The 26,025-nt window shown below is 42.9% G+C and carries 20 protein-coding genes; 13 read left to right on the top strand and 7 right to left on the bottom strand.

Translation table 11 applies throughout. The annotated features are described in order from the left end of the window. Positions 1-17: 17 nt before the first annotated feature. The 3 genes from B5D77_RS00165 to trpE all read left to right on the top strand — a co-directional run bounded on the left by B5D77_RS00165 (position 18) and on the right by trpE (position 4,258). On the top strand, positions 18-1,655 hold the full coding sequence (locus tag B5D77_RS00165; protein ID WP_008202010.1) for an iron ABC transporter permease: 1,638 nt from the start codon (positions 18-20) through the stop codon (positions 1,653-1,655). A gap of 168 nt (positions 1,656-1,823) precedes the next feature. Further along, entirely contained in the window at positions 1,824-2,249 is a 426-nt protein-coding gene (locus tag B5D77_RS00160; RefSeq protein ID WP_002740397.1) for a photosystem I reaction center subunit II PsaD, read from the top strand. Positions 2,250-2,737: 488 nt separating this feature from the next. Next, a complete protein-coding gene (trpE, locus tag B5D77_RS00155) occupies positions 2,738-4,258 on the top strand; it encodes an anthranilate synthase component I (RefSeq protein WP_039900045.1) in 1,521 nt (506 codons plus the stop codon). A gap of 106 nt (positions 4,259-4,364) precedes the next feature. Here the strand turns inward: trpE and B5D77_RS26420 are convergent, their stop codons facing one another. Next, positions 4,365-5,621, bottom strand: a complete 1,257-nt coding sequence (locus B5D77_RS26420; protein WP_106908041.1) for a type II secretion system protein J — start codon at positions 5,619-5,621, stop codon at positions 4,365-4,367. Between the two features lie 1,240 nt (positions 5,622-6,861). On the opposite strand from B5D77_RS26420, the gene gloA reads away from it, so the two are divergent. Then, entirely contained in the window at positions 6,862-7,272 is a 411-nt protein-coding gene (gene gloA, locus B5D77_RS00145) for a lactoylglutathione lyase (RefSeq protein WP_008202018.1), read from the top strand. A 10-nt stretch (positions 7,273-7,282) separates the two neighbouring features. Continuing rightward, a complete protein-coding gene (locus B5D77_RS00140; RefSeq protein ID WP_106908040.1) occupies positions 7,283-7,756 on the top strand; it encodes a CYTH domain-containing protein in 474 nt (157 codons plus the stop codon). Between the two features lie 18 nt (positions 7,757-7,774). Here B5D77_RS00140 and nusB read toward each other — a convergent pair whose 3' ends face one another. The 5 genes from nusB to murF all read right to left on the bottom strand — a co-directional run bounded on the left by nusB (position 7,775) and on the right by murF (position 14,035). Next, complete coding sequence (gene nusB, locus B5D77_RS00135; RefSeq protein WP_002789075.1) at positions 7,775-8,428, bottom strand: transcription antitermination factor NusB; 654 nt, start codon at positions 8,426-8,428, stop codon at positions 7,775-7,777. A 137-nt stretch (positions 8,429-8,565) separates the two neighbouring features. Then, a complete protein-coding gene (locus B5D77_RS00130) occupies positions 8,566-10,029 on the bottom strand; it encodes a DNA phosphorothioation system restriction enzyme (protein WP_008202022.1) in 1,464 nt (487 codons plus the stop codon). Between the two features lie 275 nt (positions 10,030-10,304). Beyond that, positions 10,305-10,892: a protoporphyrinogen oxidase HemJ gene (gene hemJ / locus B5D77_RS00120; protein ID WP_008202023.1), complete on the bottom strand. Its 588-nt coding sequence runs from the start codon at positions 10,890-10,892 to the stop codon at positions 10,305-10,307. A 707-nt stretch (positions 10,893-11,599) separates the two neighbouring features. After that, entirely contained in the window at positions 11,600-12,550 is a 951-nt protein-coding gene (locus tag B5D77_RS00115) for a hypothetical protein (RefSeq protein WP_106908039.1), read from the bottom strand. Positions 12,551-12,664: 114 nt separating this feature from the next. Next, positions 12,665-14,035 (bottom strand): UDP-N-acetylmuramoyl-tripeptide--D-alanyl-D-alanine ligase, encoded by a 1,371-nt coding sequence (gene murF, locus B5D77_RS00110; RefSeq protein ID WP_106908038.1) that lies wholly within the window; start codon positions 14,033-14,035, stop codon positions 12,665-12,667. Positions 14,036-14,385: 350 nt separating this feature from the next. Here murF and B5D77_RS00105 point away from each other — a divergent pair, with 350 nt between their 5' ends. The 5 genes from B5D77_RS00105 (at position 14,386) to B5D77_RS00085 (ending at position 21,052) form a co-directional block, all read left to right on the top strand. Further along, on the top strand, positions 14,386-15,654 hold the full coding sequence (locus B5D77_RS00105; RefSeq protein WP_106908037.1) for a hypothetical protein: 1,269 nt from the start codon (positions 14,386-14,388) through the stop codon (positions 15,652-15,654). A gap of 213 nt (positions 15,655-15,867) precedes the next feature. Next, positions 15,868-17,133, top strand: a complete 1,266-nt coding sequence (gene purD / locus B5D77_RS00100; RefSeq protein WP_106908036.1) for a phosphoribosylamine--glycine ligase — start codon at positions 15,868-15,870, stop codon at positions 17,131-17,133. A 208-nt stretch (positions 17,134-17,341) separates the two neighbouring features. Further along, positions 17,342-18,568 carry a glycosyltransferase family 4 protein gene (locus B5D77_RS00095; RefSeq protein WP_008202032.1) on the top strand — a complete coding sequence of 409 codons (1,227 nt, stop codon included), beginning with the start codon at positions 17,342-17,344 and terminating at the stop codon, positions 18,566-18,568. Positions 18,569-18,693: 125 nt separating this feature from the next. Further along, on the top strand, positions 18,694-20,250 hold the full coding sequence (locus B5D77_RS00090; RefSeq protein ID WP_106908035.1) for a type II CAAX endopeptidase family protein: 1,557 nt from the start codon (positions 18,694-18,696) through the stop codon (positions 20,248-20,250). Positions 20,251-20,341: 91 nt separating this feature from the next. Next, positions 20,342-21,052 carry a Uma2 family endonuclease gene (locus B5D77_RS00085; RefSeq protein WP_106908034.1) on the top strand — a complete coding sequence of 237 codons (711 nt, stop codon included), beginning with the start codon at positions 20,342-20,344 and terminating at the stop codon, positions 21,050-21,052. Positions 21,053-21,062: 10 nt separating this feature from the next. Here B5D77_RS00085 and sufR read toward each other — a convergent pair whose 3' ends face one another. Next, positions 21,063-21,701, bottom strand: a complete 639-nt coding sequence (gene sufR / locus B5D77_RS00080) for an iron-sulfur cluster biosynthesis transcriptional regulator SufR (protein ID WP_008202039.1) — start codon at positions 21,699-21,701, stop codon at positions 21,063-21,065. Positions 21,702-21,924: 223 nt separating this feature from the next. Here sufR and sufB point away from each other — a divergent pair, with 223 nt between their 5' ends. From sufB to sufD, 3 genes are all read left to right on the top strand, one after another. Then, a complete protein-coding gene (gene sufB / locus B5D77_RS00075; RefSeq protein WP_008202041.1) occupies positions 21,925-23,367 on the top strand; it encodes a Fe-S cluster assembly protein SufB in 1,443 nt (480 codons plus the stop codon). A gap of 189 nt (positions 23,368-23,556) precedes the next feature. Continuing rightward, positions 23,557-24,327 carry a Fe-S cluster assembly ATPase SufC gene (gene sufC / locus B5D77_RS00070; protein WP_008202043.1) on the top strand — a complete coding sequence of 257 codons (771 nt, stop codon included), beginning with the start codon at positions 23,557-23,559 and terminating at the stop codon, positions 24,325-24,327. Positions 24,328-24,697: 370 nt separating this feature from the next. Beyond that, the gene (gene sufD, locus B5D77_RS00065) at positions 24,698-26,023 is read left to right on the top strand and encodes a Fe-S cluster assembly protein SufD (protein WP_106908033.1); all 1,326 of its coding nucleotides are present in this window, start codon (positions 24,698-24,700) and stop codon (positions 26,021-26,023) included. Positions 26,024-26,025 lie beyond the last annotated feature (2 nt).

The raw sequence follows: 26,025 nt of genomic DNA, 5'->3' as shown, positions 1-26,025 counted from the left end.
TAACAATCTTATTAAAAATGTTTTTGCTGAAAGAATCTCGCTCTTTTTTTAGACAGGGATGGACAATTGCGGTTTTACTAATTGCCCTGCTTGTTTCCCTGCCAATTTTATCGGTGGCCAGTAGTTTATTAACTAATTCCAGTCAAGTTTGGCAACATCTGATCGAAACTGTTCTCTGGGATTATCTAGTTAATTCTTTTTGGTTAATGTGCGGGGTGGGCAGCGGCGTTTTAATCATCGGTGTCGGGACCGCTTGGTTAACAACGATGTGTCAATTTCCCGGTCGTCAACAATTTCAATGGTTATTACTACTACCCCTTGCCGCTCCCGCCTATCTCTTGGCCTATACTTATACCAATATGATGGACTATTTTGGTCCGGTGCAGACCTTCTTAAGAAGCGTTTTCGGTTGGAATAGTGTCGAAGATTATTGGTTTCCTAATATCCGTTCTCTTTGGGGGGGGATTCTGATGTTAATACTGGTGCTTTATCCCTACGTTTATCTGTTAGCAAGGGTCGGTTTTTTAGAACAATCTGTCTGCACGGTGGAGGCAAGTCGCTCCTTGGGATGTAATCCTTGGCGCGGTTTTTTTACCGTTGCTTTACCCCTAGCAAGACCAGCAATTATGGCGGGATTGGCCCTAGCTTTAATGGAAACTCTGAACGATTTTGGTACGGTGCAGTATTTCGGCATTAATGCTTTTACCACGGGGATTTATAATACTTGGTTCGGCATGGGCGATCGCATAGCGGCGGGGCAGTTATCAACAGTTTTAATGGTATTTATCCTCGTTTTAGTTTTCCTTGAACAATCCTCCCGTCGTCAAGCTCGTTACTATGAAATGACCAATCGTTTCCAGTCACCGACTAAGTACGAACTAGGATTTGTTCGCAGTTTTTTGGCAATAATCTCCTGTTTTTTACCAGTATTTCTTGGGTTTATTGCCCCTGCTTTCTATCTGACCTATCTAGCCTTTAATCATGCCCAAGAAACTTTTAATAATGACTTTTTTAGTTTGTCACTAAACAGTTTTTTTCTGGCTAGTTTAAGCGCAATTATTGCGGTAGTTTTAGCTTTAATTCTCGCCTACGGGGAAAGACTTAATCCGAATAAAACTCTTAAGGGATCTGTGCGGATTGCGGCCGCTGGTTATGCTATACCCGGCATTGTTATCGCGGTGGGGGTTTTAATTCCTATCGGCAAATTAGATAACTTTTTCAATCAAGGATTAAATATCAATTTAATTCTGAGCGGCACGATTTTCTGTGTGATTTTTGCCTATATTGTCCGGTTTTTAGCCGTAGCTTTCTCCACACTAGAATCGAGTTTAAGTAAAATTAAACCTAGTTTAGATGATGCTTCTCGCAGCCTTGGCTATGGCACTGGTGCCACTTTAATGAAAGTGCATATTCCTCTTTTGTCGGGGGGATTATTGACAGCGGCTATGTTAGTTTTTGTCGATGTGATGAAGGAATTACCAGCCACTTTGGTTTTAAGACCTTTTAATTTTGATACCCTAGCGGTGCGCGTTTATCAATACGCCAGCGATGAACGTTTGGTGGAAGCGGCGGCCCCGGCCCTGGCCATTGTCCTAGTGGGATTAATTCCGGTAATTTTTTTAAGTTGGCAAATTTCCCGACGGGCGATCGATTAAAGTGGTGGCCGATTCCTAGACCAGTTGGCGATCGGCCAGCAGCTTAGTTCTATAGTCTAGTACAAAATAATGTTACAGTTCTTGACAAGACTACTAGAGAGGGGGGGTGTCAGTGATAGGATTCCCTAAAACCCCTTTTCTTTATTTTTGTAGAGAGAACAAAACCCTATGACAGAACTTTCTGGAAAAGCTCCTAAGTTCGGTGGCAGCACAGGCGGTTTACTCGCCAAAGCCGATCTAGAAGAAAAGTACGCCATCACCTGGACAAGCAGCAAAGAACAAGTCTTTGAAATGCCCACCGGTGGCGCCGCTATCATGAACGAAGGCGAAAATCTCCTCTATTTGGCCCGCAAAGAACACGCGCTCGCTCTTGGTACCCAATTCCGGACGAAATTCAAACCCAAAATCGAAGATTACAAAATCTATCGGATTTACCCCAGTGGTGAAGTGCAGTATCTCCACCCTGCTGATGGTGTCTTCCCCGAAAAAGTTAACGCTGGTCGTGAATTTTTCGGCAAAAAAGACCGCAATATCGGCAAAAACCCGGAACCGGCGACAATTAAGTTCTCTGGTGTCACTCCCTACGAAGCATAAATAATCCCTAAAATCGAGAGAGGGGAGTTAGATTTAGAAGCTATTTGGCCCTAAGATTTAACTTCTGACTCTCGATTTCTGGCTCTCCCAGGTTTGGTGGGTAAAATGTATTCTAGGATACAGTCCTGCTGGCGAGTGAGTGGAACGAACCACAAAGACACAAAGGACACAAAGATTGATCGATCATATTGTAAGTTAAACTGATCACACAGAACCTAGAAGAGCCGATTTCTCTGATCGCAATCGGCAATCAATTGCTAGTTAGGGTTTGCTGAAAAAGGTTTCGTAAAGTCAGGAGTCAGGAGTCGGGGTGGTCACTGCGTGCGCTTTGCGGGGGGTTTTGGGGTGTTAGGGTGATGAGACAACTTCCCCATTCCCCCACTTCCCCACTTCCCCACTTCCCCATTCCCCCACTCCCCCACTCCTTCATAATTCATAATTTATAATTCATAATTCATAATTCCTTCCGTTTCCTGAACCATCAAAATATGATCTTCCCCGACTTTGATCGCTTTCGTCAACTCGCCGGCCAAGGTAACTTTATTCCCGTCTATCAAGAATGGATCGCTGACCTAGAAACGCCGGTTTCGGCCTGGTATAAAATTTGTGCCGATCAAGCCTACAATTTTTTATTAGAGTCGGTGGAAGGCGGCGAAACCTTGGGACGCTACAGCTTTTTAGGCGGCGATCCCGTCTGGGTATTGGAAGCGCGGGGAAACACCACCACCCAAACTTTTCGCGATGGTTCTCAAGAGATTTTTTCGGGGGATCCTTTCGAGATTTTAACCCAATGTTTAGCCCCGATCGTACCGGTTAAATTGCCGCAATTACCCGCAGGAATAGGGGGTTTATTTGGTTTTTGGGGTTATGAATTAATTAATTGGATCGAACCGCGAGTGCCTATTTATCCCGCTACCGATGCCGATCTACCAGATGGTATTTGGATGCAGGTGGATAATCTGATTATTTTCGATCAAGTTAAACGGAAAATTTGGGCGATCGCCTATGCCGATATCCGGGGTAAAAATCCCGATTTAGCGGCTGCTTATCAAGCGGCCTGCGATCGAGTGACACAGTTAGTTCTGAAGTTACGATTACCCCTACCAACTAATGCCAAAACCCTAGAATTATTACCGGTTGGTCAGGGAAAAGAATTGGTCTATGAAAGCAATACAACTCAGGAAAAATTCTGTGAAAATGTCCTAAAAGCCAAGGATTATATCAAAGCGGGTGATATCTTTCAGGTGGTTATTTCCCAGCGTTTAAATGCCAATTATCAGGGTCATCCCTTCGATTTATACCGTTCCTTGCGTCTGATTAATCCTTCTCCCTACATGGCTTTTTATAACTTTAAGGATTGGCAGATTATTGGCTCTAGTCCTGAAGTGATGGTTAAGGCAGAACGGGATGAATTAGGTAAAATAAAGGCTACGGTCAGACCAATTGCTGGCACCCGTCGCCGGGGACAAAACTTGAGTGAAGATCAGGCTTTAGCAACGGATTTATTGCAAGATCCCAAAGAAATTGCCGAGCATATTATGTTAGTGGATTTGGGGAGAAATGATCTAGGCCGGGTCTGCGATCAAGGTACGGTCAAAGTGGATGAATTAATGATCATTGAACGTTATTCCCACGTTATGCACATTGTTAGTAATGTGGTGGGGGATTTAGCAACCGATAAAACTGCTTGGGATTTATTAAAAGCTTGTTTTCCCGCCGGAACCGTCAGTGGGGCCCCGAAAATTCGCGCCATGGAAATTATTCATGAATTAGAACCCTGTCGTCGCGGTCCCTATTCAGGGGTTTATGGTTACTACGATTTTGAGGGACAGTTAAATAGTGCCATCACGATTCGCACTATGATTGTTCGTCCCCAAGGTAATCAAAATTATCTGGTTTCCGTGCAAGCGGGAGCCGGGTTAGTAGCCGATTCTGAGCCGGAGAAAGAGTATGAAGAAACCCTCAACAAAGCCAGGGGTTTATTAGAGGCAATTCGCTGTTTAAGTTAGATTTTTTAGGTTGGGAGCCAGTTAAGGGGATTTGGCCATGATTTCCGAGAAGGAATAGGGTTAACTAACCAGGATAACATCAAGGTTACAGCTTATGGCCATAAGTTTAGCGAGGGGTAATAGTTACTAAAACCTGATAGGAGTTTGTCGGACTCGTAAACACTAATAAAACTTGGTTATTATTAAGACTGTTGATGTTTTCAGGTAAAGTGGTGCTATCAGAGGTATATACCTCTACGTTTTGATCCAGATCAATATCATCCCAATCGAAATTAGACATCCCCTCATCCACATCAATCCTAATGCTATCTCCAGCATTTGCCGGAACAGTTATCCCTTGTCCAATAGCAGGGCCTCCTCTATCAAGCCAAGGATCCGCTTGGGTACCTGTAGTAACAGAACAGGAGGAACAATTTCCTTGAATAACTTCAGCTTTAACATTTGCTGCCACGGTAAGGATGGGTACAACTGCCTTATCAGTGTCCCCACCTTCAACCGGCAGCTCAAAAGAGGGACCACCACCATCAGGGGGACCATCAGGGGGACCATCAGGGGGACCACCACCATCAGGGGGACCACCATCATCAGGGCCGCCTGCGAGACAAAATATTTCACAAGCCGCTCTGGGGAAAACTCTGGTGCTGACAGAATAGTTAGCTTCATCTCCAGTGGTCATCTCTACCTGAGCCTCGGCATTCAAAATCACTTGATTACCATCCTCGTGAACACAGGCATAAAAACCGTCCACAGCGTTAGGATCGGCGGCGATTAGGTTAAAATCCTCAGGACAATTGGGGTTACTAGCAGCCGCCAACATATCGGTGACGGGGGAAGGTATCCAATCGGAATTAATATCGTAGTTGCCATTTTCGTCCAAGTTCGGACCATAGCGCCACAAGACCCGCGGACCGGTCAAACTATTTTCAGGGTCTTTGGTATAGTAAACGATCTGGTTGGGGAGCAGCAGACGTGGATCGCCGGGATCAGGAATTTGAAAAGCTAGAACCGCTCGCGCTCCTATGGGGACTTGAGTGCTGTTGATCCCAACGTCAGTATCAGCGATAATTCTTGCTCGTCTCACGTCATCTGAAACAAACTCTAGAGTACGATTAAGATTATTTTGGATTTCACTATCGGCATTAGCTCGATAGTTACTTCTGAGCAGGTTAATCAAGCCAATTCCCGACACCAAGACGGCAATCAGCATGATCAAACCCGCCAGTAAAACTTCTGTAATCGTGAAACCCGCTTGCAAAGGACTCTGGTTCGGCAGGCTCACCAACTGGTTCGACAGGCTCACCAACCTAGGGGATTTTTTCTGTAAACTACCTAAGTGATTGATGTACTCTAAATAAAAACGCATGGTCTTAACCCGTCCCAATTCCCATTTTATATACTTCTTAGACACTTGACATTTATTGCAGTCGCAGAGATTTATTAAACCATCGGTCAATCAAGCCGAAAGGGGTTTTCGGAAACCAGTGAAAATTTGCTACTACCTACTTCCTTCACAATTCCCCTAGAAAAATCCCGATCAAGAATATTTTGACCTAATTAACTGTATCACTAAATACAGGATAGACCAAGAAAATCTTCGAGATTGTGATTTAGATCTGATCCGATGAGTGATTTTGATCACAGCTATTACAGCCCTTTCCGAGACGGATCATCCCATGCAATCAACGAAAAGCTTACTGCATAAGCACTTCAACCCTAGTAGTTGTACTTGTGCGATCTGCAAATTGCTCTCAGTACCTAAGCAAAATTAATTACACATCTAAGCCGTCAGCCTTTTGCTGTGATCGGTAAACAGTAATCAGTAATCAGTGAAAAGACAGTAGGAAACTTCTATTGAACCCACCGGCTCTTCTAGGTTCTGTGTGATAAGTTTAACTTATATAGGATCGATCAATCTTTGTGTCCTTTGTGTCTTTGTGGTTCCTTCCACTCGCTCGCTAGGAAGAATGTATCTTAGAATACATTTTGCCCACCAAACCTAAGAGAGCCACCCACCTTCCGCACTTCTTAAGTAGTCGTGCAAAATTAATTTCCTAGTTAAGATAGGCAAGAGGCAAGAGGCAAGAGGCAAGAGGTGTTTAGATATGTGTAATTAATTTTGCTTAGGTACTTAACATTCAATTGATAATTTTTACTAATACATTGATTACAACCTTTTGCCAGTAAGGATTGTAGCTACAATGATCGATTTTCATCAAGGGGAAGGATTGTAATTTGTTTTCTCAGAAAAAATCAATTATTGAAAATGTTCTCAATAGTAGTTTCTACAATGAAGGTTTTTCGTCAAAACATCTTGGGGAATGTAAAAATATATAAAGATATATGAAGATGTGCGGAATGTCGGATTGAATACTGCACACTTAAAACTCAAATCTGATAACTGATAGCTGTCTCGGAGTCTCCCGTCTCGACTAGGAAATTAATTTTCTACCACTACTTAATCGCTTTTGGGAGTAAGTGGTTTTACTGGTTAGCCGTACATTTGTATTAGTATAATTGTTGACCCTCAAGGAGATAAGAAGGCCCAAGGACTGGTTACAATCAAGGATAAGTAATTTTTCGATCGATGTCATCTCAAAATAATCATGCGTCTCTTACACACCATGCTCCGGGTCAATAACTTGCAGGAATCTCTACAATTTTACTGCGACGTGCTAGGAATGAAGTTATTGCGCCAGAAAGACTATCCCAATGGTCAATTTACCCTCGCTTTCGTCGGTTATGGCGATGAAGCTAATCATGCTGTCATCGAACTGACCTATAATTGGGGAGTCGATCACTACGAAGTCGGTAATGCTTACGGTCATATTGCCCTAGGCGTGGATGATATCTATAGCACCTGTGAGAAAATTAAAGCCCTTGGTGGCAATGTCACCCGGGAGCCAGGCCCGATGAAACACGGTTCTACGGTGATTGCTTTCGTGGAAGATCCTAATGGCTACAAGATCGAGTTAATTCAACTAGGAACCCAGGGGGCTGCCGTGGTTACGGCTTAATCAAAAACCTATGACTGTTGAAATTGAACGGAAGTTTCTGGTTAAAGGGGATCACTGGCGATCGCTGGCTGCGGGCAAGTTGTATCGTCAGGGATATATTCCTACCCAAGATGGATTGACAACTGTGCGAGTTCGTGTAGTTGGAGATCGGGGTTATTTAACCATTAAAGGCAAGACTGAGAGCATTAGTCGTCAAGAATTCGAGTATGCAATTCCCCTAGAAGATGCGGCACTCATGTTAGAAAACCTCTGCGAAAAACCTTTAGTCGAAAAGATTCGTCATCGCATTTCTCTGGATAATTTTACTTGGGAAGTTGATGAATTTTTGGGAGACAATCAAGGCTTGATTATGGCTGAAATTGAGTTGGAACAAGAGGATCAAGTCATTACTATTCCTGATTGGATCGGCGAAGAAGTCACGGGAGATGAGCGATACTACAATAGCAATTTACAGAAATTTCCCTATAAAATCTGGTCATTGTAGTATTAATTTCCTACCAGTTTAACTCTGGGTAGATACGGCTTTTTCTGCTTCGTTTAGCTTATTCGTTACCCGTCGGAGAACGCCATTAATAAAACGATAACCTTCATCATCAGAATAACGTTTGGCTAATTCGATCGCCTCATTAATTGCTACTTTTTGAGGTATATCGAGATAGAGCATTTCTGCCACGGCAATTTGCAGGATATCCCGATCGATTCTTGGTAAACGATGTAGTTGCCAATCCACTAAAGCGCTGGTTAATTCCTGTTCGATTTCCGCACGACGACGATAGACTGTACCGATTAATTCTAGGGCATATTCCCGCACTTCGTACTGACTGGATAACTGGACAATTTCGGGAAAATCTATCACGGTTCCTAAACGATTAATGGCATTGTGGGTAAGAGAAATTGCCTCTTTTACCATAGTTTGAGCGCTTTTTAGATTTGTCGCCTTAGTATCACTAGCGAGAATCCTTTCATTACCACGACTAATTTCAGCAGCAGCGGTTTCTAAGGTTTCTTGAATTTCCAGGGTTAAGGTTCTAACTGCGACTAAAATTAAATCATTTAAAGTTTGCTGTTCCAGGTTTTCAGGATTGCCTTTAATCTGACTTAAACTCAAAAGGGCAAGTTCTCGAGCAATGCGGCGGGGTTGTTGACGGGGAGGCATAGAAATTTAGAAGGAGAGGAAAGAAAATTATACAACTTTATTGATCGCTATCCGGTTGGGTTAATTTTTCTCGGCGATCAATTCTTGACTAACTTCTATTCTAGCATAAAAGCTTCAAAAATATGAATTTTTAACTTTTAATTAGACAAAAGACAATATCTATCTTGAATCTCCCCTAATTTAGTCTCAGCTTCTTGAGCATTAATAGCTAATTGGGCAAACTCTAGAAAGCGTTTTAATTCCCTGCGTAATAAATTCCTTTCTACTTCCCAAGTTTCTCGATCTAAGGTCGGTGGCATAACGATCATATCAAATAAAGTGGCCTGTTTTTTATCGGGATGGGGGCGCAATATTCGCCCGCGACGCTGAATAAATTGGCGAGGATTACCGCTACTAGCCAGAATGACTGCGTTTTGAATTGATGGCAGATCTACTCCTTCATCTAAACATCTAATTGCCACTAATCCTTGCAGATAACCCTCTTCAAATTGTTGGCGAATTTTTTCTCGTTCTTCTAGGGAAGTTTCTGCGGTGTAGGTAGCAACTCGATAACCTAATTGATTGCCCAATAAATGAGTAACTGCCTCTACTTGACGACGATAATTAGCCGTATAATTTTCCACATAACCATCCCCACAATAAAATAAAGTATGATCCGTATCTAAACGCTCTTGCATCAGTTGTTGTAAAGCCTGTAATTTATTACTTGCTGAACCAATTAATCGCGATCTTTGCATTAACAGTGCTGTTAAATTTTCATTGCCATTTAAATTACTATTTTTCTGCAAAGTCCAGCCGATTCTTTGGGTTAATTTTGCGTACAATAAAGCCTCACCGTCGGTTAACTCAACCAAGACTGGATAATAAAAATAATTGACTAAAGCTCCTTTGTTAATAGCATCAGCTAAGGTAAATTCTGGTTGTAGAATTTGTCCAAAATATTCAAGAATAGCGTCAGTTCCTTCCTCATCAAAATATCTTTCAGGAGTGGCGGATAAAGCCAACCTTAGACCTAAAGAACGGGGTAATAATTCCTCTAATCGGGGGGAACCTAAATTATGTGCTTCATCACCAACGATTAAAGTTTTATCGGGAAAAAATTTTATTTGTGATTGAAAACCCTCGCTAATAAAAGTTGAGTTAGTAGTTAAAATAGTGACAAATTTTTGATTACCCGCTTGCACATTGTATAACTCTGTGGATAGTTGACTTTGCCATGTATGGACACTTTCGTAGGCTAAAATCGGTTTAAGATTAAATTTTTCCGCTTCTCGTTGCCATTGATTAACTAGGTGACGATAGGGACAAATTACTAATAATACTTGCAGTTCTATCGCTTGGTAAAGCTCCATGGCAATAGCTAAAGCAGTAATAGTTTTACCGCTGCCGGTGGCCATTTTTAAAGTTCCTCGTCCCCGATTACGAAACCAACTGATAATCGCTGTATTTTGGTAGTCTCTCAATTCCAAATCGGGAGGAATTCTAGGAATACCAGAGGGATTAACTCGATAGAATCCTCGCAATTCAGCAACTTGTCTGAGCTTGCGGGAATTAAGAAAATCTCTAGTTATTTTTTCCCAATCTATCCAGCAACTATTCATAGGACCTCTTGTAAAAATCAAAAATTGTTGTTAGGGTTAGGAGACTCCGAGACAGGAGAAGGGAGCGCGGCAGCAGCGAGAAACAATCCATAGCTTGGCAGTTCATCACACTATTACAAATAGTTTTGGTATAAGCTCAAAAATAGCAGAAAGCCAAAAATCTAAAGGCTAAAGGTTGCTACCTATACAATTGGGATGGACTAAAAAGACCATCCCACAGCTATCAAACCACTCTTAACTGTTATCCTAGAAACCTAGGCAAGGATTAGGATAATTTACATGGTTGCTACTTCTTCTTTTTGGGGAGTATTTTGCCGAAGTTTTTCTTGATCTTTGCGACGTTTTTTAGCATAAAGTTGGATTGTCACTGCCATTAATACCACTAAAGCTACAATTAACCAAGTGGTCAAATCGAGGGGTAATTGATTCTTAAATACTGCCAAAAGGACAATAACTACCAATAACAGGGTTGGTGCTTCATTTAAAGCCCGAAATTGCTGTCCCGTCCAATTACATTCCCCTTTTTCTAGCTTTTTCATGATGCGACCACAGTAGAAATGATAGAGCAGTAAAAGAGCCACAAAGGATAATTTAATATGTAACCATCCCGATTTTAAAATTTCCGGTTCTGTGGAGATTAAACCGATCGCCATGGCCACGGTGACAATCATCCCAGGTGTGGTGATGATATTGTAGAGTCGCTTCTCCATGATCTCGTATTGTGCTTTCAGAATAGCTTGTGCTGGTTCGGTTTGTGTTGCTGCCTCCGCATGATAGACAAACAAACGTACTAAATAAAATAGTCCCGCAAACCAAACAACTACCCCAATCAGGTGAAATGCTTTAAACCAATAGTAAGCCATAGTCTATATTGTGATGTGAGTCCCGAATTAATTAGTCTAAGAGTTATCCATGCTTTCCCAGACCATCCCTATACAAAAGTTTAGACGGAAAATAGGGGTTGCGGAGCAGGGAGAAGGGAGAGGGGTGTAGGGTGTGGGGTGTGGGGTGTAGGGTGTAGGGTGTGGGGAGCTTTTTCAGTAAACAATAAACTAAAAACTCACATCTGATAACTGATAACTGATAACTGATAACTGTCTCCTAACCCAATGTTGGACAAAGATAAGCAAAAATTATTGATTGAATCCAAAAACTTGAGAATATTTAAATTAACATTCCGCAATATTTATAAATTCTTAAGAATTAATTGAGAAAGATTTTTATTTAACAACGATGTTATGCTAGTTACAGCGATTTTACTGAATTTCATAATGGGTCTTTCTGTGCTTTTTTGGGCAGCAATGTCTGAAACCCTTGCCACATCTAGAAGGTGATCCTAATTAAGACAGGTAAATGAGTCAATTTCACCCACAACGATGATCTTTTTTTTGTGTAGTTTTATTGCAAAAAAAAAGTTTTTTTGACAAAAAGCACAAAGTATGAATTATGAATTATGAATTATGAATTATGAATTATGAATTATGAATTATGAATTATGAAGTGGGAAGAATAAATAAAAATAATCTCCTGACGACCGACTCCTTACTCGGAGAATACTGACGACCCATAGCTAATTATCTAAGAGCAGAGGTCGCAGAAAACCGCCATAATTCTCGTCATCTGTACCGATAAAGACTTCTACTTCACCTCTAGGAGATTCTCTGGTGGTCACCGCTTCCACTTTGGAGCCGTCGATTTCTGCGATTTTTAGGGGATTAGGGGCAATAATTAGACTATTATCGGCTGTAACTTGACCAATACGGTAAACAGCACTTCTAAACACTCCCGCATTATCTGGATCGTCAGCAGAAGCTATGTAGATATTACCTTGCTTATCTACGGCTAAATCGGAGATGGGGCGAATATTTTTACCACTACCAAAAGGACTCCGAAAAGTTACCGACTGAAATTCCCCGAATTTTAAGGGATTGAACGAGATATCCGTCCAGCGAATTTTTGTACTCTCTTGACTATCGGCCCGTTCTGCGTAGATAAATAGATAACGATCGCCTTGGCGACTAACAGCGATCGCCTCTACATTTTCCACCGCAGTGGGCCAATTTATTTGCTCAACTATCTTGACTTTTTGCTGGTTATATGCTAGTAAAAATAGTCTTTGAAAAGGTTTTTTGTCGCCACTTTCAGCCAACAAAAATAAATTAGTTTCTGGGATATGAGTAATACTTTCGAGATCGTTACTCAATCCCTCTGGATTTGGCCAATCTACCCTTAAAACCTGCCATAATAGCGGTTTTTCCTGCGTAGGTAGCTGTAAAAGACTCAGTCTTGGTTGAGATGGCTCTCTGTTTTTGCCCTTATTTTTGGCATCGTGAACCCCTAGAAAAATATCCGCTTCTACCCAAGCTAAACCACTGAGATCCGGGAGATAAGTCTCCAGTCGTCTCGATTGTTGAGCAAAAGAGACTTGCACGGCCGAAAAAAAGAAAACTAGCGTTAAAATACCCGAAAAAACAGTTTTTAATCGGCTATTCTTGCTAAAAAATGCTCTATTATCTAACACCTATTCCCTAACCCCCAATCAGCTAAGAAACCGCTTATTCTTAGATTAGCACACCCCCCCGACGTCGGGGGGGCAAGGGGGGGTGTTGCCTCTTGCCTCATCTCAACAGGCAATTTAAATTACGAACAGCTTATCACTGATTAACTCCTCCACCACCCGATTTAACCCGACGGAATGGGAAGCCTTGCATAAAATGCGATCGCCAGAAGCGATCACTTCCTTTAAACGATTAATTAAATCTGCGTGAGTTTGAAAACATTCGCAAGCGACCCCAGTAGCGGCCTCAGCAATAAACTTAGCTTCTGGGTCATCTACCAAGACAAACAAGCGATCTATGCCTAGTTTTTGCACCCTCTCACCCACTTGGCGATGTAATTGCTCCGAAAAAGACCCTAACTCCTTCATCGTGCCTAAAACAGCAATATGACGCTGACCGGGGGTAGCTTTCAGTAAATCCAAGGCCGCTAACATTGATTCTAGACCCGCGTTATAGGTTTCATCGAGGAGTAGGATATCTGGCTCTAATTGGTAACGTTTGGCCCGACCACCGGGTAAATTAACCTTAATTCCCTCTTGCAAAGAAGTCCAATCGATGCCTAAAATTTTCGCTACAGCCAGGGCCGCCATAAAATTTAAAGCATGATGACGACCAGATAAAGGTAAGTTAAAATCTAGTCCATTGACTCGTAAAGTATTTAAATCCAGTAATTCTCCGACTATATCGCCGCCAGAGAAGCCATAGGTAATTGTTTCCCCCTGCCATACCCGTTTAGCCGTTTCAGTAAGTAAAGGGTGATCGTGGTTAAGAACAGCTATACTACTAGAAGGAGACTCGGCCAATAACTCGCATTTAGCCTCGGCGATCGCCGCTTCTGAGCCTAAACGACCGATGTGAGCGGTTCCCACATTAGTAATCACCGCGATCGTCGGTTGGGCGATTTGAGCGAGCAGGGCAATTTCTCCCGGTCCGCGCATTCCCATCTCGATTACGGCACTATCGTGAGTTTCATCCAGTTCCAGGAGAGTTTTCGGCACTCCGATCTCATTGTTATAATTAGCCAGGGTTTTGTGTACCTTTCCCCGGGAGGCTAGTAGGGAGGCGATTAATTCTTTAGTGGTGGTTTTCCCCACCGATCCCGTAATAGCAATCACGGGTATAGTAAATTGATTCCGCCACCAATGGGCTAATTGCTGATAGGTTTCTAGGGTATTCTGGACTAGGAATACGGGAATATTTTTAGAGGAATTTACCGAAACTGGCTGATCGACAATCAAGGTCGCCGCTCCTTTTTCGATAGCCATATCGATAAAATCATGACCATTAAAATTATCACCCTTTAATGCCAAAAATGCTTGTCCAGACTTAATACTACGACTATCGGTATTAATGCCAGATACTAAACTATCGGGACTAAAACTTATGTCACAATTATCTTGTAAGGACAATAATTGATCTAGTTGATTGAGGGATAAATGACAGGGCATAGATAATAAAAATACTTAGGAGTAAATTCCGAATGATCTAGAGCATGGATTTTGGTTTAACGGTAACTTAGATCACATCTAGTCGGGGTTTCTTTTTGTTAACTTAATTAGTAGGGGACGCTGCCGAAAATTTTATTAATCTGGGCATAGTCCGCAAGCTGGGCTAGGTAAGCCAAAGGGAATTTTCCCAAACTTGCCAAGCTAAAATCGATCGACTCAATCAGTATAATGACCCAAAAAGGGGCATCATCAGAAGGGACCATCTACTATCTAATCACAATTGACCCCTTTATGGTCCTAGCCCTAAAATCCATCCGCTTACTGATTTAGGAGGGCTAAATCAAATAACCATGGCTAGTCTAAACACTGAACAAAGACAAACAAGAGACGAAGAAGAGCTACTGTGCGATTATTGGCTCGACCGCGCCAGGACCGATTCCCCCGAGCAATTAATCGAGGATTTTCGCCGTCTGTTTATCGAAGGTGGGGGCCATCGAGAAGCTCCTATTTATTTAGCCCTAGAGCGTCTTGTCAAGGGCAAAGATGCCGAAATTCGTTTTGATCATTTCTTTAACCGCTGCTGTCATATTTTAGTGAATCGATGGCAAACCCAGCCCACCCATCAGCCGGCAATTCCCGAATTGCTATCGCTGCTGGAGAATTTGCCCTCCGCACGTCTGGGACATTACAGCAGCCCCAATACTTTGCGCCATCTGGTCAAAAATTTTACCCTCTCGGATGACTACGTTAAGCTGCAGCGTCTGGCGAGAATTATTAGCGGCAAATACAGCGAAAACACCGCCGCTTCCCTGGGAACCCTGATTAATCGTTATCCCTACCTCTATGATTACTATTTACTCGGTGATGACAGCCCCCGAGAACAGCGACAAACCGTTAGACGTATTAAAGTAAAAACCGAGGACCGTTTCGAGGTCAATCTCTCTCGTTATGTCACCTATCAGGTACGTTTGGCACAGGCGGCCCATAGCCCAAAAATCAGGGAAGAAGCGGTGAGAATCATTCAACCGGTAGAAAATCCCACCCTGCTCAATGATAAGGAACTAAATCGGGCCCTCAAGCATTATCTGGGGAAGGTAGCAGGAAATTATACTTATAAAGCTCTCTCGCAAAATTTTCTGGCGAATACAGTTTATACCCGCACCTATAAAGATTTTAAAAATGATCTCTACGATTATCTGATTACCTGCTTAGACTACGGTAAGGGGCAATTTAACCAAAAACTCGACGATATCCTGCAAAATACCCTACCCCATTGCGATCAACAAAAACCGAGTCAATTTCTGATGCTGCGTACTTCTAGCCAACTGTTAAATTATCTGGTGGTGGAAAGCGGCCAAAAACCCGATCATTACCTTTTTATGGATATGATCACCAATATGGGGGTAACTCGCACTGTGGGGTTATTGCTCAAGTTGGTTTTGATCTGTCCCCAGGCAAAACCCCACTTAGATAAACGTTTTTCGATTCTGTTTAACCACTACGAGAGTTATTCTTGCGATCGGGTGCCTTGGTTGGTTAAATCCCTAGAAAATCTGCAAGTAGCTTTTAGTATTCATTTCGGCCAAGTTGATTTGTCCTGTCTCCGTCAAATCCAGTGATCAGCTGTTCCCTATCTAGGGTCTGCTGAAAAAGTTTTTCGTGGGTGCAGGGTGTGGGGTGTGGGGGAGTGGGGAGAATAAATAAAATAATCTCCTATCTCCTGACTCCTGAATCCGTCAAATCGAAAAAAGTTAAGTAATCTCAACTTCTAGCCCATGGCACCCCAGAGCTAGGGGATAATTGAACCATTGTCATTTAGGCTGCGTTTATCCGTGAAAATTATCGTTATCGGCAGTGGTGGTCGAGAACACGCTCTAGCTTGGAAACTGCTGCAATCGCCTCAGGTAGAACAAGTGTTCTGTATTCCAGGTAATGGGGGAACGGCAATTTTGCCTCAATGTGAAAATATCCCCCTAGCAATGGAGGCTTTTGCCGAAATTAGCCGTTTTGCCCAGGAAAATTGCGTCGATTTGGTGGTTGTCGGGCCAGAATATCCCCTCTCCCTCGGCATTACCGATCATCTTCTCGGCCAAGAAATTGCCGTTTTTGGTCCCACACAAACTGGGGCCCTAATTGAATCGAGCAAATCCTGGGCCAAAGAATTAATGAGCGAAGCCGGAGTGATCACCGCCGCCTCGGAAACCTTTACCGATGCAGAATTAGCAAAAACTTATATCCGAGAGCAAGGAGCGCCCATCGTGGTGAAAGCCGACGGATTAGCCGCAGGAAAAGGAGTAATTGTCGCCGAAACCGTAGATATGGCCCTAGAAGCGATCGATGATCTTTTTACCAGTGGCTTTACTAAAGTCGTGGTGGAAGAATTCCTAGAGGGGGAAGAAGTGTCCATCCTCACCCTCACCGATGGCATCAGTTTTCGTTCCCTGCTACCCGCCCAAGATCATAAGCGCATCGGTGAAGGCGATACCGGCAAAAATACCGGCGGTATGGGAGTTTATGCCCCCGCACCCATAGCCACCGCCGCCATTATCGAAGCGGTGGACCGAGACATCCTTGCTCCCATCGTCGCTACCCTGCAAAAACGCGGCATTGACTATCGGGGAGTCCTCTATGCGGGTTTAATGATTTCCCCCGCCGGAGAGCCAAAAGTTCTCGAATTTAACTGTCGTTTTGGCGATCCCGAAACCCAAGCGGTTTTACCCCTACTGGAAACTCCCCTGGCACCCCTACTGCTGGCTTGCGCTCAACAAAAGTTAACTGACTTCCCCTCTTTACAATGGCGCTCCGGTAGTGCCGTTTGTGTGGTGGCTGCGTCTGCCGGTTATCCCGACCACTACGAAAAAGGCCAGTTAATCACGGGAATTAAGGCCGCTGAAACCGCAGGGGCGATCGTTTTCCACGCTGGCACGGTTTTAAAACACGGCGATATCTTCACCGATGGCGGCCGGGTTTTGGGTGTCACGGCTATGGGGTCTAATTTTAATCAGGCGATCGAACTTGTCTATCAATCGGTGAAAAGGATACACTTTCAGGGCATTTATTATCGTCGTGATATCGGCCACCGGGTACGAGAAAAATAAGGGTCAGTATTTAGGCCGGGGTAAGGAGGAATAGTTAGGGGTTTTGAGCATTAATTGATCAGCTAATTTCCCTTTTTTTCCGCATCTCTGACCGAATCCTCACCTCTTTCTAGGGTAATCCCTGACAAAGGCGAATCCGATTTGTCAAAAAACCAGTAACTATTGATAAAATCATGAAACTGAATCGCCCAACCAAATTGCCATCCCTATGCGAATTTTGCTCTATTCTTATAACTATTATCCCGAACCGATCGGCATTGCTCCCCTAATGACAGAATTGGCGGAGGGATTGGTTAAAAGAGGTCATCAAGTCAGGGTTTTAACCGCTTTTCCTTGGTATCCTAATAGTGAAATCGATCCCGAATACCGAGGAAAAATCTATCTAGAAGAAGAACGAAATGGTGTTAAAATTCAACGTTCCTACGTCTGGGCCCGTCCCCAAAGAAGTTTAAAAAATCGAATTTTCTTTGAATTGAGCTTTGTTTTTTTGAGTTTCTTTCAGGCTCTCAAAGGCGAAAAACCCGATCTAATTTTCTTAACTGTCCCCGGATTACCCGTTTGCGTTCCCGCCGCTTTATTGAGTAAATTATACGGGGTACCGATCATTCTAAATTTGCAGGATATTCTGCCTGATGCGGCAGTTCATGTGGGATTATTAACTAATCAGAAAATGATTAAAGTTTTTAGTCGTCTCGAAAAATTTGCCTACAAAACTGCCAGCAAAATCTCAGTTATTGCCGATGGTTTTACCAAAAATCTCCTCACTAAAAATGTGCCGAGTCAGAAAATTATTGAAATTCCTAATTGGGTGGATGTCAGCTTTATTAAACCTTTGCCGAAAAACCATAATTATTTCCGCCAAGAAAATCATCTTGAGGGCAAGTTTATTGTTTTATATTCTGGCAATATTGCCCTAACTCAACCCTTAGAAACCCTGATCGATGCCGCAGTTCAATTAGTTAATATTCCTGAGATTAAAGTGGTAATTGTTGGTAAAAAAGAGGCCCTCGATCGCCTAGAAAAGTATCGCCAACAACAGGGGGCCAGTAATGTGCTTTTATTACCCTTTCAACCCCGGGAAAAATTACCAGAAATGTTAGCCGCTGCTGATGTGGGTATGGTGATGCAAAAACATAACGTTATTTCCTTTAATATGCCGTCCAAAATTCAGGTATTATTAGCTAGTGGTCGTGCTATTATTGCTTCTGTTCCCGCCGATGGAACTGCTGCTAGGGCGATCGAGCGTAGTGGTGGTGGTTTGGTGGTTAATCCTGAAGATCCGGAGGCATTAGCTACAGCTATTTTAAAGCTATACAAAAACCCAGATTTAGCAACTATACTAGGAGAAAAGGGACGACAATACGCGGAGGAAAATTATGCCTTTGAAAAGACTTTGGATCAATACGAAAAGCTTTTTTCTCAAGTAGTTAGTTAATAATTAGGGAATAGGGGAATGGGGAAATGGGGAAATTCAACTAAAACCCTAGAACCCCAAAACCCTAAAACCCTAAAACCCTAAAACCCCACCATCTAACCCCTAACTCCCAATTCCCTATTTTCATGTTCGATAATTTTTCAAAAAAACTCCCCTGGCAAAGTCTCAAACAAGTGATCGCTTTTGTCTTAACAATTATTGCTTTAACTCCAGTGGTTACAGCTTTAATTTCTAGTGTTAATCAGCCTCAAATCCAATCGAATATTCAACTGTATCAAACCAATCTCAATCTACAAGCTACGACTCTAAGCAGCGATGCTGATCCTAATAGCGAGGAATTTGCTAATCTTAAACTAATTCAAACTTCCCTGATCGGTGAAGAGCCTTATATCACTGCCGAGGAACAGTATTTATCAGCCCAGAAAAGTACCAAAAAAACAATCACCGAACTAAAAAAATCAGCAGTTAATCCCGAACAAAAAAAATCCCTTGAGCGGGAAATCAATTCCCTAAAGGATTTAGAGCTAAAATTAAGTCTCATTCAAGCTAGTCAAGGTGACTTGGATGCGGCAAGGCAAATCTGGCAAAACATCAAGGAAAAATCAGAATTTGAGAACTATAAACCTGCTGTTTTAAAAAATGCGCTGCTGTTAGAGGGATTGTACAGTGAACCCCCCCAAATTGCCCCCGATGCTGAAGCGAGAATCGAGCGCAATTTTCAAGGATGGTTTCGTTATACCATTCTGGAAAAATTATATAGTCTCGAAAATCGTCAAGAGGATTTACTCGCTTTAGAGGAAGAACAGAGTGAAGTGGCGGCTAATGCCTTAATTAAACTAATTTTACTGGCTGTGTTGCCTCTTATCGGCGGTTTAATCGGTTTTCTGCTGTTGGTCTTTTTATTAGTGCAGTGGCTGCTCCGCAAACGGCAATCGCTGCTCTTTTTAGATGATAGTCTCGCTTGGCAAACTAAGTGGGGAGGAGAAACCCTCTGGTGGGGAATAATTATTGGTTTCTTTTTCGTCGGACAAATTGTTTTACCGGTAATTTTCGGGATTTTATCGAGTTTCTTGAGTCTCAATCCCGAAAAATTTAACCTAGAAGCTAAAGCAATATACGTTGTAGTTAGTTATTTAGCCTTAACATTGAGCAGTTTATCGGTTTTATACCTAGCAATCAAGCCTTTTCGTCCTTTACCTCCCGATTGGTTTCGTTTTAAACTCTTTAGTCCTTGGTTTCTCTGGGGATTAGCCGGCTATTTTGTCGCTTTACCCCTGGTTATTATCGTTTCTTTGCTCAATCAACTAATTTGGCAAGGACAAGGGGGTAGTAACCCGCTGCTGACTTTAGCCCTAGAATCCCAGAATACCTTCGCTTTGCTCTGTTTTGGCTTTACTGCTTCCCTTGCCGCTCCTTTTTTCGAGGAAATTGTCTTTCGCGGCTTTTTACTAGCTTCTTTGACTCGTTATCTACCCGTCTGGGGTGCGATTGCTCTTAGTAGTTTGATTTTTGCCCTTGCTCACCAAAATTTGTCAGAAGTGCTGCCTTTAACCGTCCTAGGTTGTGTTCTTGGCTTTGTTTACACCCGCTCGAAAAATTTATTATCCTCGATGTTGGTTCATAGTCTCTGGAATGGTGGCACCCTGTTAAGTTTATTTTTATTGGGCAGCGGTGCGGGTTAGGTGAGGTAAAAAGTCTCTGGTTTTCGGGGTAGTCTAGAGATGATGACAAATACCGTCTAATTAATTATCAACCTATCTCTGTTGGAAAACCATGACTATCGCTCAAAGCTTACCCCTAGTGGAGTCTCATGTAAACCCTGAGATAATCTTCCCAGAAGGCGAATTTTGGAGTGATGAACCCCCTTTGGAAAGTAACCTACATCTACAACAAATTATTTTATTAATTCAGTGTTTAGAATGGTGGTGGCGCGAGCGAGAAGATTATTTTACCGCCGGCAATTTAACCATTTATTACAGTCCCAACCAGAAAAAGTCAGAATTCTGCCGTGGTCCTGATTTTTTCGTGGTTTTGGGGACAAATCCCAATCCTAACCGCAGAAGTTGGGTAGTTTGGCAAGAAGAGGGCAAATATCCCAATTTAATTATCGAAATTCTCTCCGATAGTACCGCCAAAGTTGACCGAGAGGAGAAAAAACAAATTTATCAAGATATATTTCGCACTCCCGATTATTTTTGGTTTGACCCAGAAAGCTTAGAATTTGAAGGATTTACTCTAATTAGCGGTCAATATCAACCGATTACCCCCAATGCTCAGGGACGGCTCTGGAGTCAACAATTAGGCTTATATTTGGGTTTATTCGCCAATAAATTGCGCTATTTTACCCCCGAAGGCGAATTAGTACCCACTCCCGCAGAAGCGGCACAACAGGCAGAAACCCAAGTTGAACACGAAAGGCAGAAATCCGCAAAATTAGCGGCTAAACTGCGGGAATTGGGCATAAATCCCGATGAAAATCTCTAATCTCCCCCTTTCAACCCTTGCACTTAATTAGATAACCACATCGTTGCTCACCTTGATTGATCCAGTGAGTCCGTTCGATCGTACAATCGGGCAGCAGCATGGCAAACATTTCTAATTCATGGCCACAGATACTGGGATAGGAACCAGCCACCTCAGCAATAGCGCAATGATGCTCGGCCAGGACATAACTATTTTCTGCTTCCAGTGCCACTAATTCTGCCATATAACCCTCCTCTTGGCGAATTTCTAGCAATTTTCTCATTCTTTCCCCTAAAGACCCCTTACCGAGGCGTAATTGATATTCTGCCGCTTTGCGTTGCCACTGTTTTTTGAGAATTTCCCCCACCTGTTGCTCTCCCACCGTCTCCACGAGAGTATTGAGGAAAGAAACGGCGAAATTATCGTAATTATGGGGAAAACGGCTACGACCTTGACGACTGAGACGATAAATGTGCTGAGGCCGTCCTATCTTATTTTGTACCGCAAAATATTCGATCAGTCCTTCCCCCTCCAAATCCTTAAGATGGCGGCGCGTCGCTTGCGGACTAATACTTAACTCTTCAGCCAAGTCTTGGGCGGTAGATTGACCGTTTTTGAGCAAATATTGTAGAATATCGTCTTTCGTCGAGGCGGGTTGAGTCGTGGTCATGATACCAAAAACAGAGGCTTTAGCGTACAATTGCTGAGAGTCAAGAAGCGGCCAATTACCCTTCCAGAGTAACCTGAATAACAGAGGTTTACCAGCATCCTCTCAAATTTTCCGTGACTTTGACAACAGCTTTGTTGTTAATCTATTATATAATCAATTTAAACAACAAGAAAGTTGTTTAACTGCCTCCCCTGCCTACCGCGTAGAGAGAACACTAACCCCCATGAGTGCAACCACCGTTAAAAACCTCGTTAACCAACCCTACAAGTACGGTTTCATCACCGATATCGAATCGGAAACCATCCCTCGCGGTTTGAATGAGGAGATTATTCGCCTAATTTCGGCGAAAAAAAAGGAACCGGAATTCATGCTCGATTTTCGTCTCCGGGCCTACCATCAATGGCAAAAGATGACCGAACCCAGTTGGCCGCACGTTTCCTATCCTGCCATTGATTATCAAAATATTATCTACTACTCTGCACCCAAACAGAAAAAAGAAAAACTCAACAGTCTTGAAGAAGTTGACCCCACTTTAATCGAAACCTTTGAAAAATTAGGCATTCCCCTTTCGGAACAAAAACGCCTTTCTAACGTCGCCGTCGATGCTATCTTTGACAGCGTTTCTATCGCCACAACTTTTAAGGAAAAACTAGCAGAACAGGGGGTTATTTTCTGTTCTATTTCGGAAGCTTTACAGGAACATCCCGAATTAGTACAAAAATATCTCGGCAGTGTAGTCCCCGTGGGTGATAATTATTTTGCCGCTCTTAATTCGGCCGTTTTTAGCGATGGTTCCTTTGTTTTTATACCCAAAGGTGTCGTCTGTCCGATGGAATTGTCCACCTATTTTCGGATTAATAACGGTGAGACCGGACAATTTGAAAGAACTTTAATTGTCGCTGAAGAAGGGGCATCGGTAAGTTATTTAGAGGGTTGCACCGCTCCGATGTACGATAGTAATCAACTTCATGCCGCCGTCGTGGAATTAGTCGCCCTCGATAATGCGGATATTAAATATTCGACGGTGCAAAATTGGTACGCTGGCGATGCCAATGGTAAGGGAGGTATTTACAATTTCGTCACTAAACGGGGTCTTTGTAAAGGAGTTAATTCTAAAATTTCTTGGACGCAGGTGGAAACTGGTTCAGCGATTACTTGGAAGTATCCCAGTTGTGTCTTAGTCGGCGATAATTCCGTCGGGGAATTCTACTCAATTGCCCTAACTAATAACAAACAACAGGCCGATACAGGGACGAAAATGATTCACATTGGCCGCAACACCAAGAGTACCATTATTTCTAAGGGAATTTCGGCGGGTAATTCCCAAAATAGTTATCGCGGGTTAGTGAAAATGGGACCGAAAGCCAAGGGAGCAAGAAATTACTCCCAGTGTGATTCTATGCTGATTGGAGATAATGCCGAAGCTAACACTTTTCCCTATATTCAGGTGGATAACAACAGTGCTAAAGTAGAACACGAAGCTTCTACTTCTAAAATCGGTGAAGACCAATTATTCTACTTCGCACAACGGGGCATTTCCGAGGAAGATGCTGTCTCTATGTTAGTCAGTGGTTTCTGTAAAGATGTCCTCAGTAAATTACCGATGGAATTCGCCGCCGAAGCTGATAAACTCCTCAGTCTCAAGCTAGAAGGAACCGTCGGATAATCAATAAAGTAGGGTGGGTTAGGCGATAGCCGTAACCCACCAAAAGCTAAGTTAGGCGATAGCCGTAACCCACCAAAAGCTAAGTTAGGCGATAGCCGTAACCCACCAAAAGCTAAGACAATTTATCCATCAATTGATGATTCGCCGTCAACCACCAAAACTAATATTTTTGTTCTAGAAAAACATCTCATGAGTGAAGTAATTTTATCGGTAAAAAATCTGACCGCTAGTATTGACGGAAACCAGATTCTCAAAGGAGTTAACCTAGAAATTAAAGCAGGGGAAACCCACGCAATTATGGGGCGCAATGGCTCAGGAAAAAGTACCTTTTCCAAAGTAATCGCTGGACATCCCGATTATGAAGTAACTGGGGGAGAAATAATTTATAAAGGTGAAAATCTTTTAGACAAAGAACCCGATGAACGAGCGCTTATGGGTATCTTTCTCGCTTTCCAATATCCCTTAGAAATCCCCGGCGTTAGTAACCTAGATTTTCTTCGCGTTGCCTATAATGCCAGACAAAAACATCTAGGCTCGGAAGAATTAGATAGTTTTGACTTTGAGGAATTAGTCGAGAAAAAACTAGAAGTTGTCCAGATGAATCCTAGCTTTCTTGGCAGAAGTTTAAACGAAGGTTTCTCCGGTGGTGAGAAAAAACGTAATGAAATCCTACAAATGGCTTTATTAGAACCTACTTTAGGAATTCTCGATGAAATTGACTCCGGTTTAGACATCGATGCTTTGCGAATTGTTGCCCAGGGAGTCAATCACTTAGCTACTCCCGATAACGCTTTTTTACTTATCACTCACTATCAGCGTCTGCTCAACTACATTGAACCCGATGTTATTCATGTTATGTACGATGGGCGCATTGTCACCAGTGGCGGTAAAGAATTAGCCCTCGAATTAGAAAGAACTGGCTACGATTTCCTCGATGAACAAGTATTAGCCGTTAAATAATCTAGCTATCAGTTATCAGTTACCAGTTACCAGTTATCAGTATTCAGTATTCAGTTATCAGTTATCAGTTATCAGTTATCAGTATTCAGTATTCAGTATTCAGTATTCAGGAGTCGGGAGATAGGGTGGTCACTGCGTGCGCGTTACGGGGGGATTTAGGGGTTTAGGGAAATTTCAGCCAAATGCTCCACTACCCCACTACCCCACTACCCCACACCCCACACCCCACACCCTACACCCCACACCCTCTTTCAAGTCAGGAGATTATTTTTACTTATTCTCCCCCTCTCCTCTCTACCCTCTCCCCAATTCATAATTCATAATTCATAATTCATAATTCCCACACCCCAACCCCCACCCCCACCTACCAATGACAGCCATAATCACGAAACCTGAACAATCAGGAGAATTATTGTTAAAATTGTCGCGAGAAACGGTTCCCACTATCGATAACGGTAAAATTCTCGAATTAAGAGAATCGGGAGCCAGTAAAGCTCAAGAATTAGCCATTCCTGGCAGAAAAGATGAAGAATGGCAATTCACCGATTTAAGTCAACTCTGGGCGATCGATTTTCGCGTCCCCCAACCCGTTACAATCGATAAAAATGCCCTAGCTGTTTTTTTACTGCCCGAAGCCAAAAACAGCCGTTTAGTCTTCGTTAACGGCATTTATCAGCCTGAATTGTCCGATATCTCCGCTTTACCCCCCGGTGTCAGCGTCAGCAATCTCGCCAATGCACAAAAAGATGTTCTTGTCAACTATCTAGGGAAAGAAAAAACCCCCGAATTTTTTACCGCACTCAACCAAGCTGGACTAAGCGATGGGGCAGTAATTCACGTCACCGCTAACACCGTCGTCACAACCCCGATACATCTCCTATTTATCACCGTTGTGGAGGAAATTCCCCGCTTTTATCAGCCCCATAGCCTAATCGTGGCGGAAACAGGAGCTAGTGTCAATATTATCGAGAATTACGGGGCTTTAGCCGAACATTGCTCCGATTTACCTGTAAATTACTCTTATTTTACCAACGCTGTCACAGAAATTTACCTCGAAGCCAACGCCGAGGTCATCCATACCAGAGTACAACGGGAATCGGGAGATGGTTTTCACATCGGACGCACGATAATTGAACAAGGACGCGATAGCCGTTACACTCTCAACGAGATAAATCTAGGAGCTAAACTCTGCCGTCATAACCTCGATATCCTGCAAAAAGGGGAACAAACCGAGACAAATCTGCACGGATTAGCCATGATTACCGGACAACAAACCGCCGATACCCACAGCGCCATCTATCTCAACCATCCCCACGGCATCGCCAACCAACTGCATAAATGTATCGTTGATGGTAGCGCTCACGCCATCTTTAATGGTAAAGTGTTTGTTCCCAAACCTGCCCAATTAACCAACGCCTCCCAGTTAAATCGGAATTTGTTAATTTCTAACAAGGCACGAGTCAACACCAAACCAGAATTACAAATTACCGCCGATAACGTCAAATGTTCCCACGGGGCAACCGTTAGCCAACTGGAAGCAGATGATTTATTCTATCTGCAAAGCCGGGGCTTAAGTGCCGACACTGCCCGCAGTTTGTTAATTGATGCTTTCTCGGCCGAGATTTTAGCTAAAATTCCTCTAGAATCCCTCCGCCAAAGATTGGGGCAATGTGTCGCCTGTCGCAGTGTGGAATAACT

Source organism: Microcystis sp. MC19 (assembly GCF_003019735.1).
GTDB lineage: Bacteria > Cyanobacteriota > Cyanobacteriia > Cyanobacteriales > Microcystaceae > Microcystis.
The sequence above is the reverse complement of the archived record's forward strand: the minus strand, read 5'-3'. Positions and strand labels throughout refer to the sequence as shown.

What these genes read in the sequence shown, in the direction of transcription:
- B5D77_RS00165 (WP_008202010.1), top strand. Translation starts at nt 18, where the DNA reads ATGTTTTTGCTGAAAGAATCTCGCTCTTTTTTTAGACAGGGATGGACA.
- B5D77_RS00160 (WP_002740397.1), top strand. Translation starts at nt 1,824, where the DNA reads ATGACAGAACTTTCTGGAAAAGCTCCTAAGTTCGGTGGCAGCACAGGC.
- trpE (WP_039900045.1), top strand. Translation starts at nt 2,738, where the DNA reads ATGATCTTCCCCGACTTTGATCGCTTTCGTCAACTCGCCGGCCAAGGT.
- B5D77_RS26420 (WP_106908041.1), bottom strand. Translation starts at nt 5,621, where the DNA reads ATGCGTTTTTATTTAGAGTACATCAATCACTTAGGTAGTTTACAGAAA.
- gloA (WP_008202018.1), top strand. Translation starts at nt 6,862, where the DNA reads ATGCGTCTCTTACACACCATGCTCCGGGTCAATAACTTGCAGGAATCT.
- B5D77_RS00140 (WP_106908040.1), top strand. Translation starts at nt 7,283, where the DNA reads ATGACTGTTGAAATTGAACGGAAGTTTCTGGTTAAAGGGGATCACTGG.
- nusB (WP_002789075.1), bottom strand. Translation starts at nt 8,428, where the DNA reads ATGCCTCCCCGTCAACAACCCCGCCGCATTGCTCGAGAACTTGCCCTT.
- B5D77_RS00130 (WP_008202022.1), bottom strand. Translation starts at nt 10,029, where the DNA reads ATGAATAGTTGCTGGATAGATTGGGAAAAAATAACTAGAGATTTTCTT.
- hemJ (WP_008202023.1), bottom strand. Translation starts at nt 10,892, where the DNA reads ATGGCTTACTATTGGTTTAAAGCATTTCACCTGATTGGGGTAGTTGTT.
- murF (WP_106908038.1), bottom strand. Translation starts at nt 14,035, where the DNA reads ATGCCCTGTCATTTATCCCTCAATCAACTAGATCAATTATTGTCCTTA.
- B5D77_RS00105 (WP_106908037.1), top strand. Translation starts at nt 14,386, where the DNA reads ATGGCTAGTCTAAACACTGAACAAAGACAAACAAGAGACGAAGAAGAG.
- B5D77_RS00095 (WP_008202032.1), top strand. Translation starts at nt 17,342, where the DNA reads ATGCGAATTTTGCTCTATTCTTATAACTATTATCCCGAACCGATCGGC.
- B5D77_RS00090 (WP_106908035.1), top strand. Translation starts at nt 18,694, where the DNA reads ATGTTCGATAATTTTTCAAAAAAACTCCCCTGGCAAAGTCTCAAACAA.
- B5D77_RS00085 (WP_106908034.1), top strand. Translation starts at nt 20,342, where the DNA reads ATGACTATCGCTCAAAGCTTACCCCTAGTGGAGTCTCATGTAAACCCT.
- sufR (WP_008202039.1), bottom strand. Translation starts at nt 21,701, where the DNA reads ATGACCACGACTCAACCCGCCTCGACGAAAGACGATATTCTACAATAT.
- sufB (WP_008202041.1), top strand. Translation starts at nt 21,925, where the DNA reads ATGAGTGCAACCACCGTTAAAAACCTCGTTAACCAACCCTACAAGTAC.
- sufC (WP_008202043.1), top strand. Translation starts at nt 23,557, where the DNA reads ATGAGTGAAGTAATTTTATCGGTAAAAAATCTGACCGCTAGTATTGAC.
- sufD (WP_106908033.1), top strand. Translation starts at nt 24,698, where the DNA reads ATGACAGCCATAATCACGAAACCTGAACAATCAGGAGAATTATTGTTA.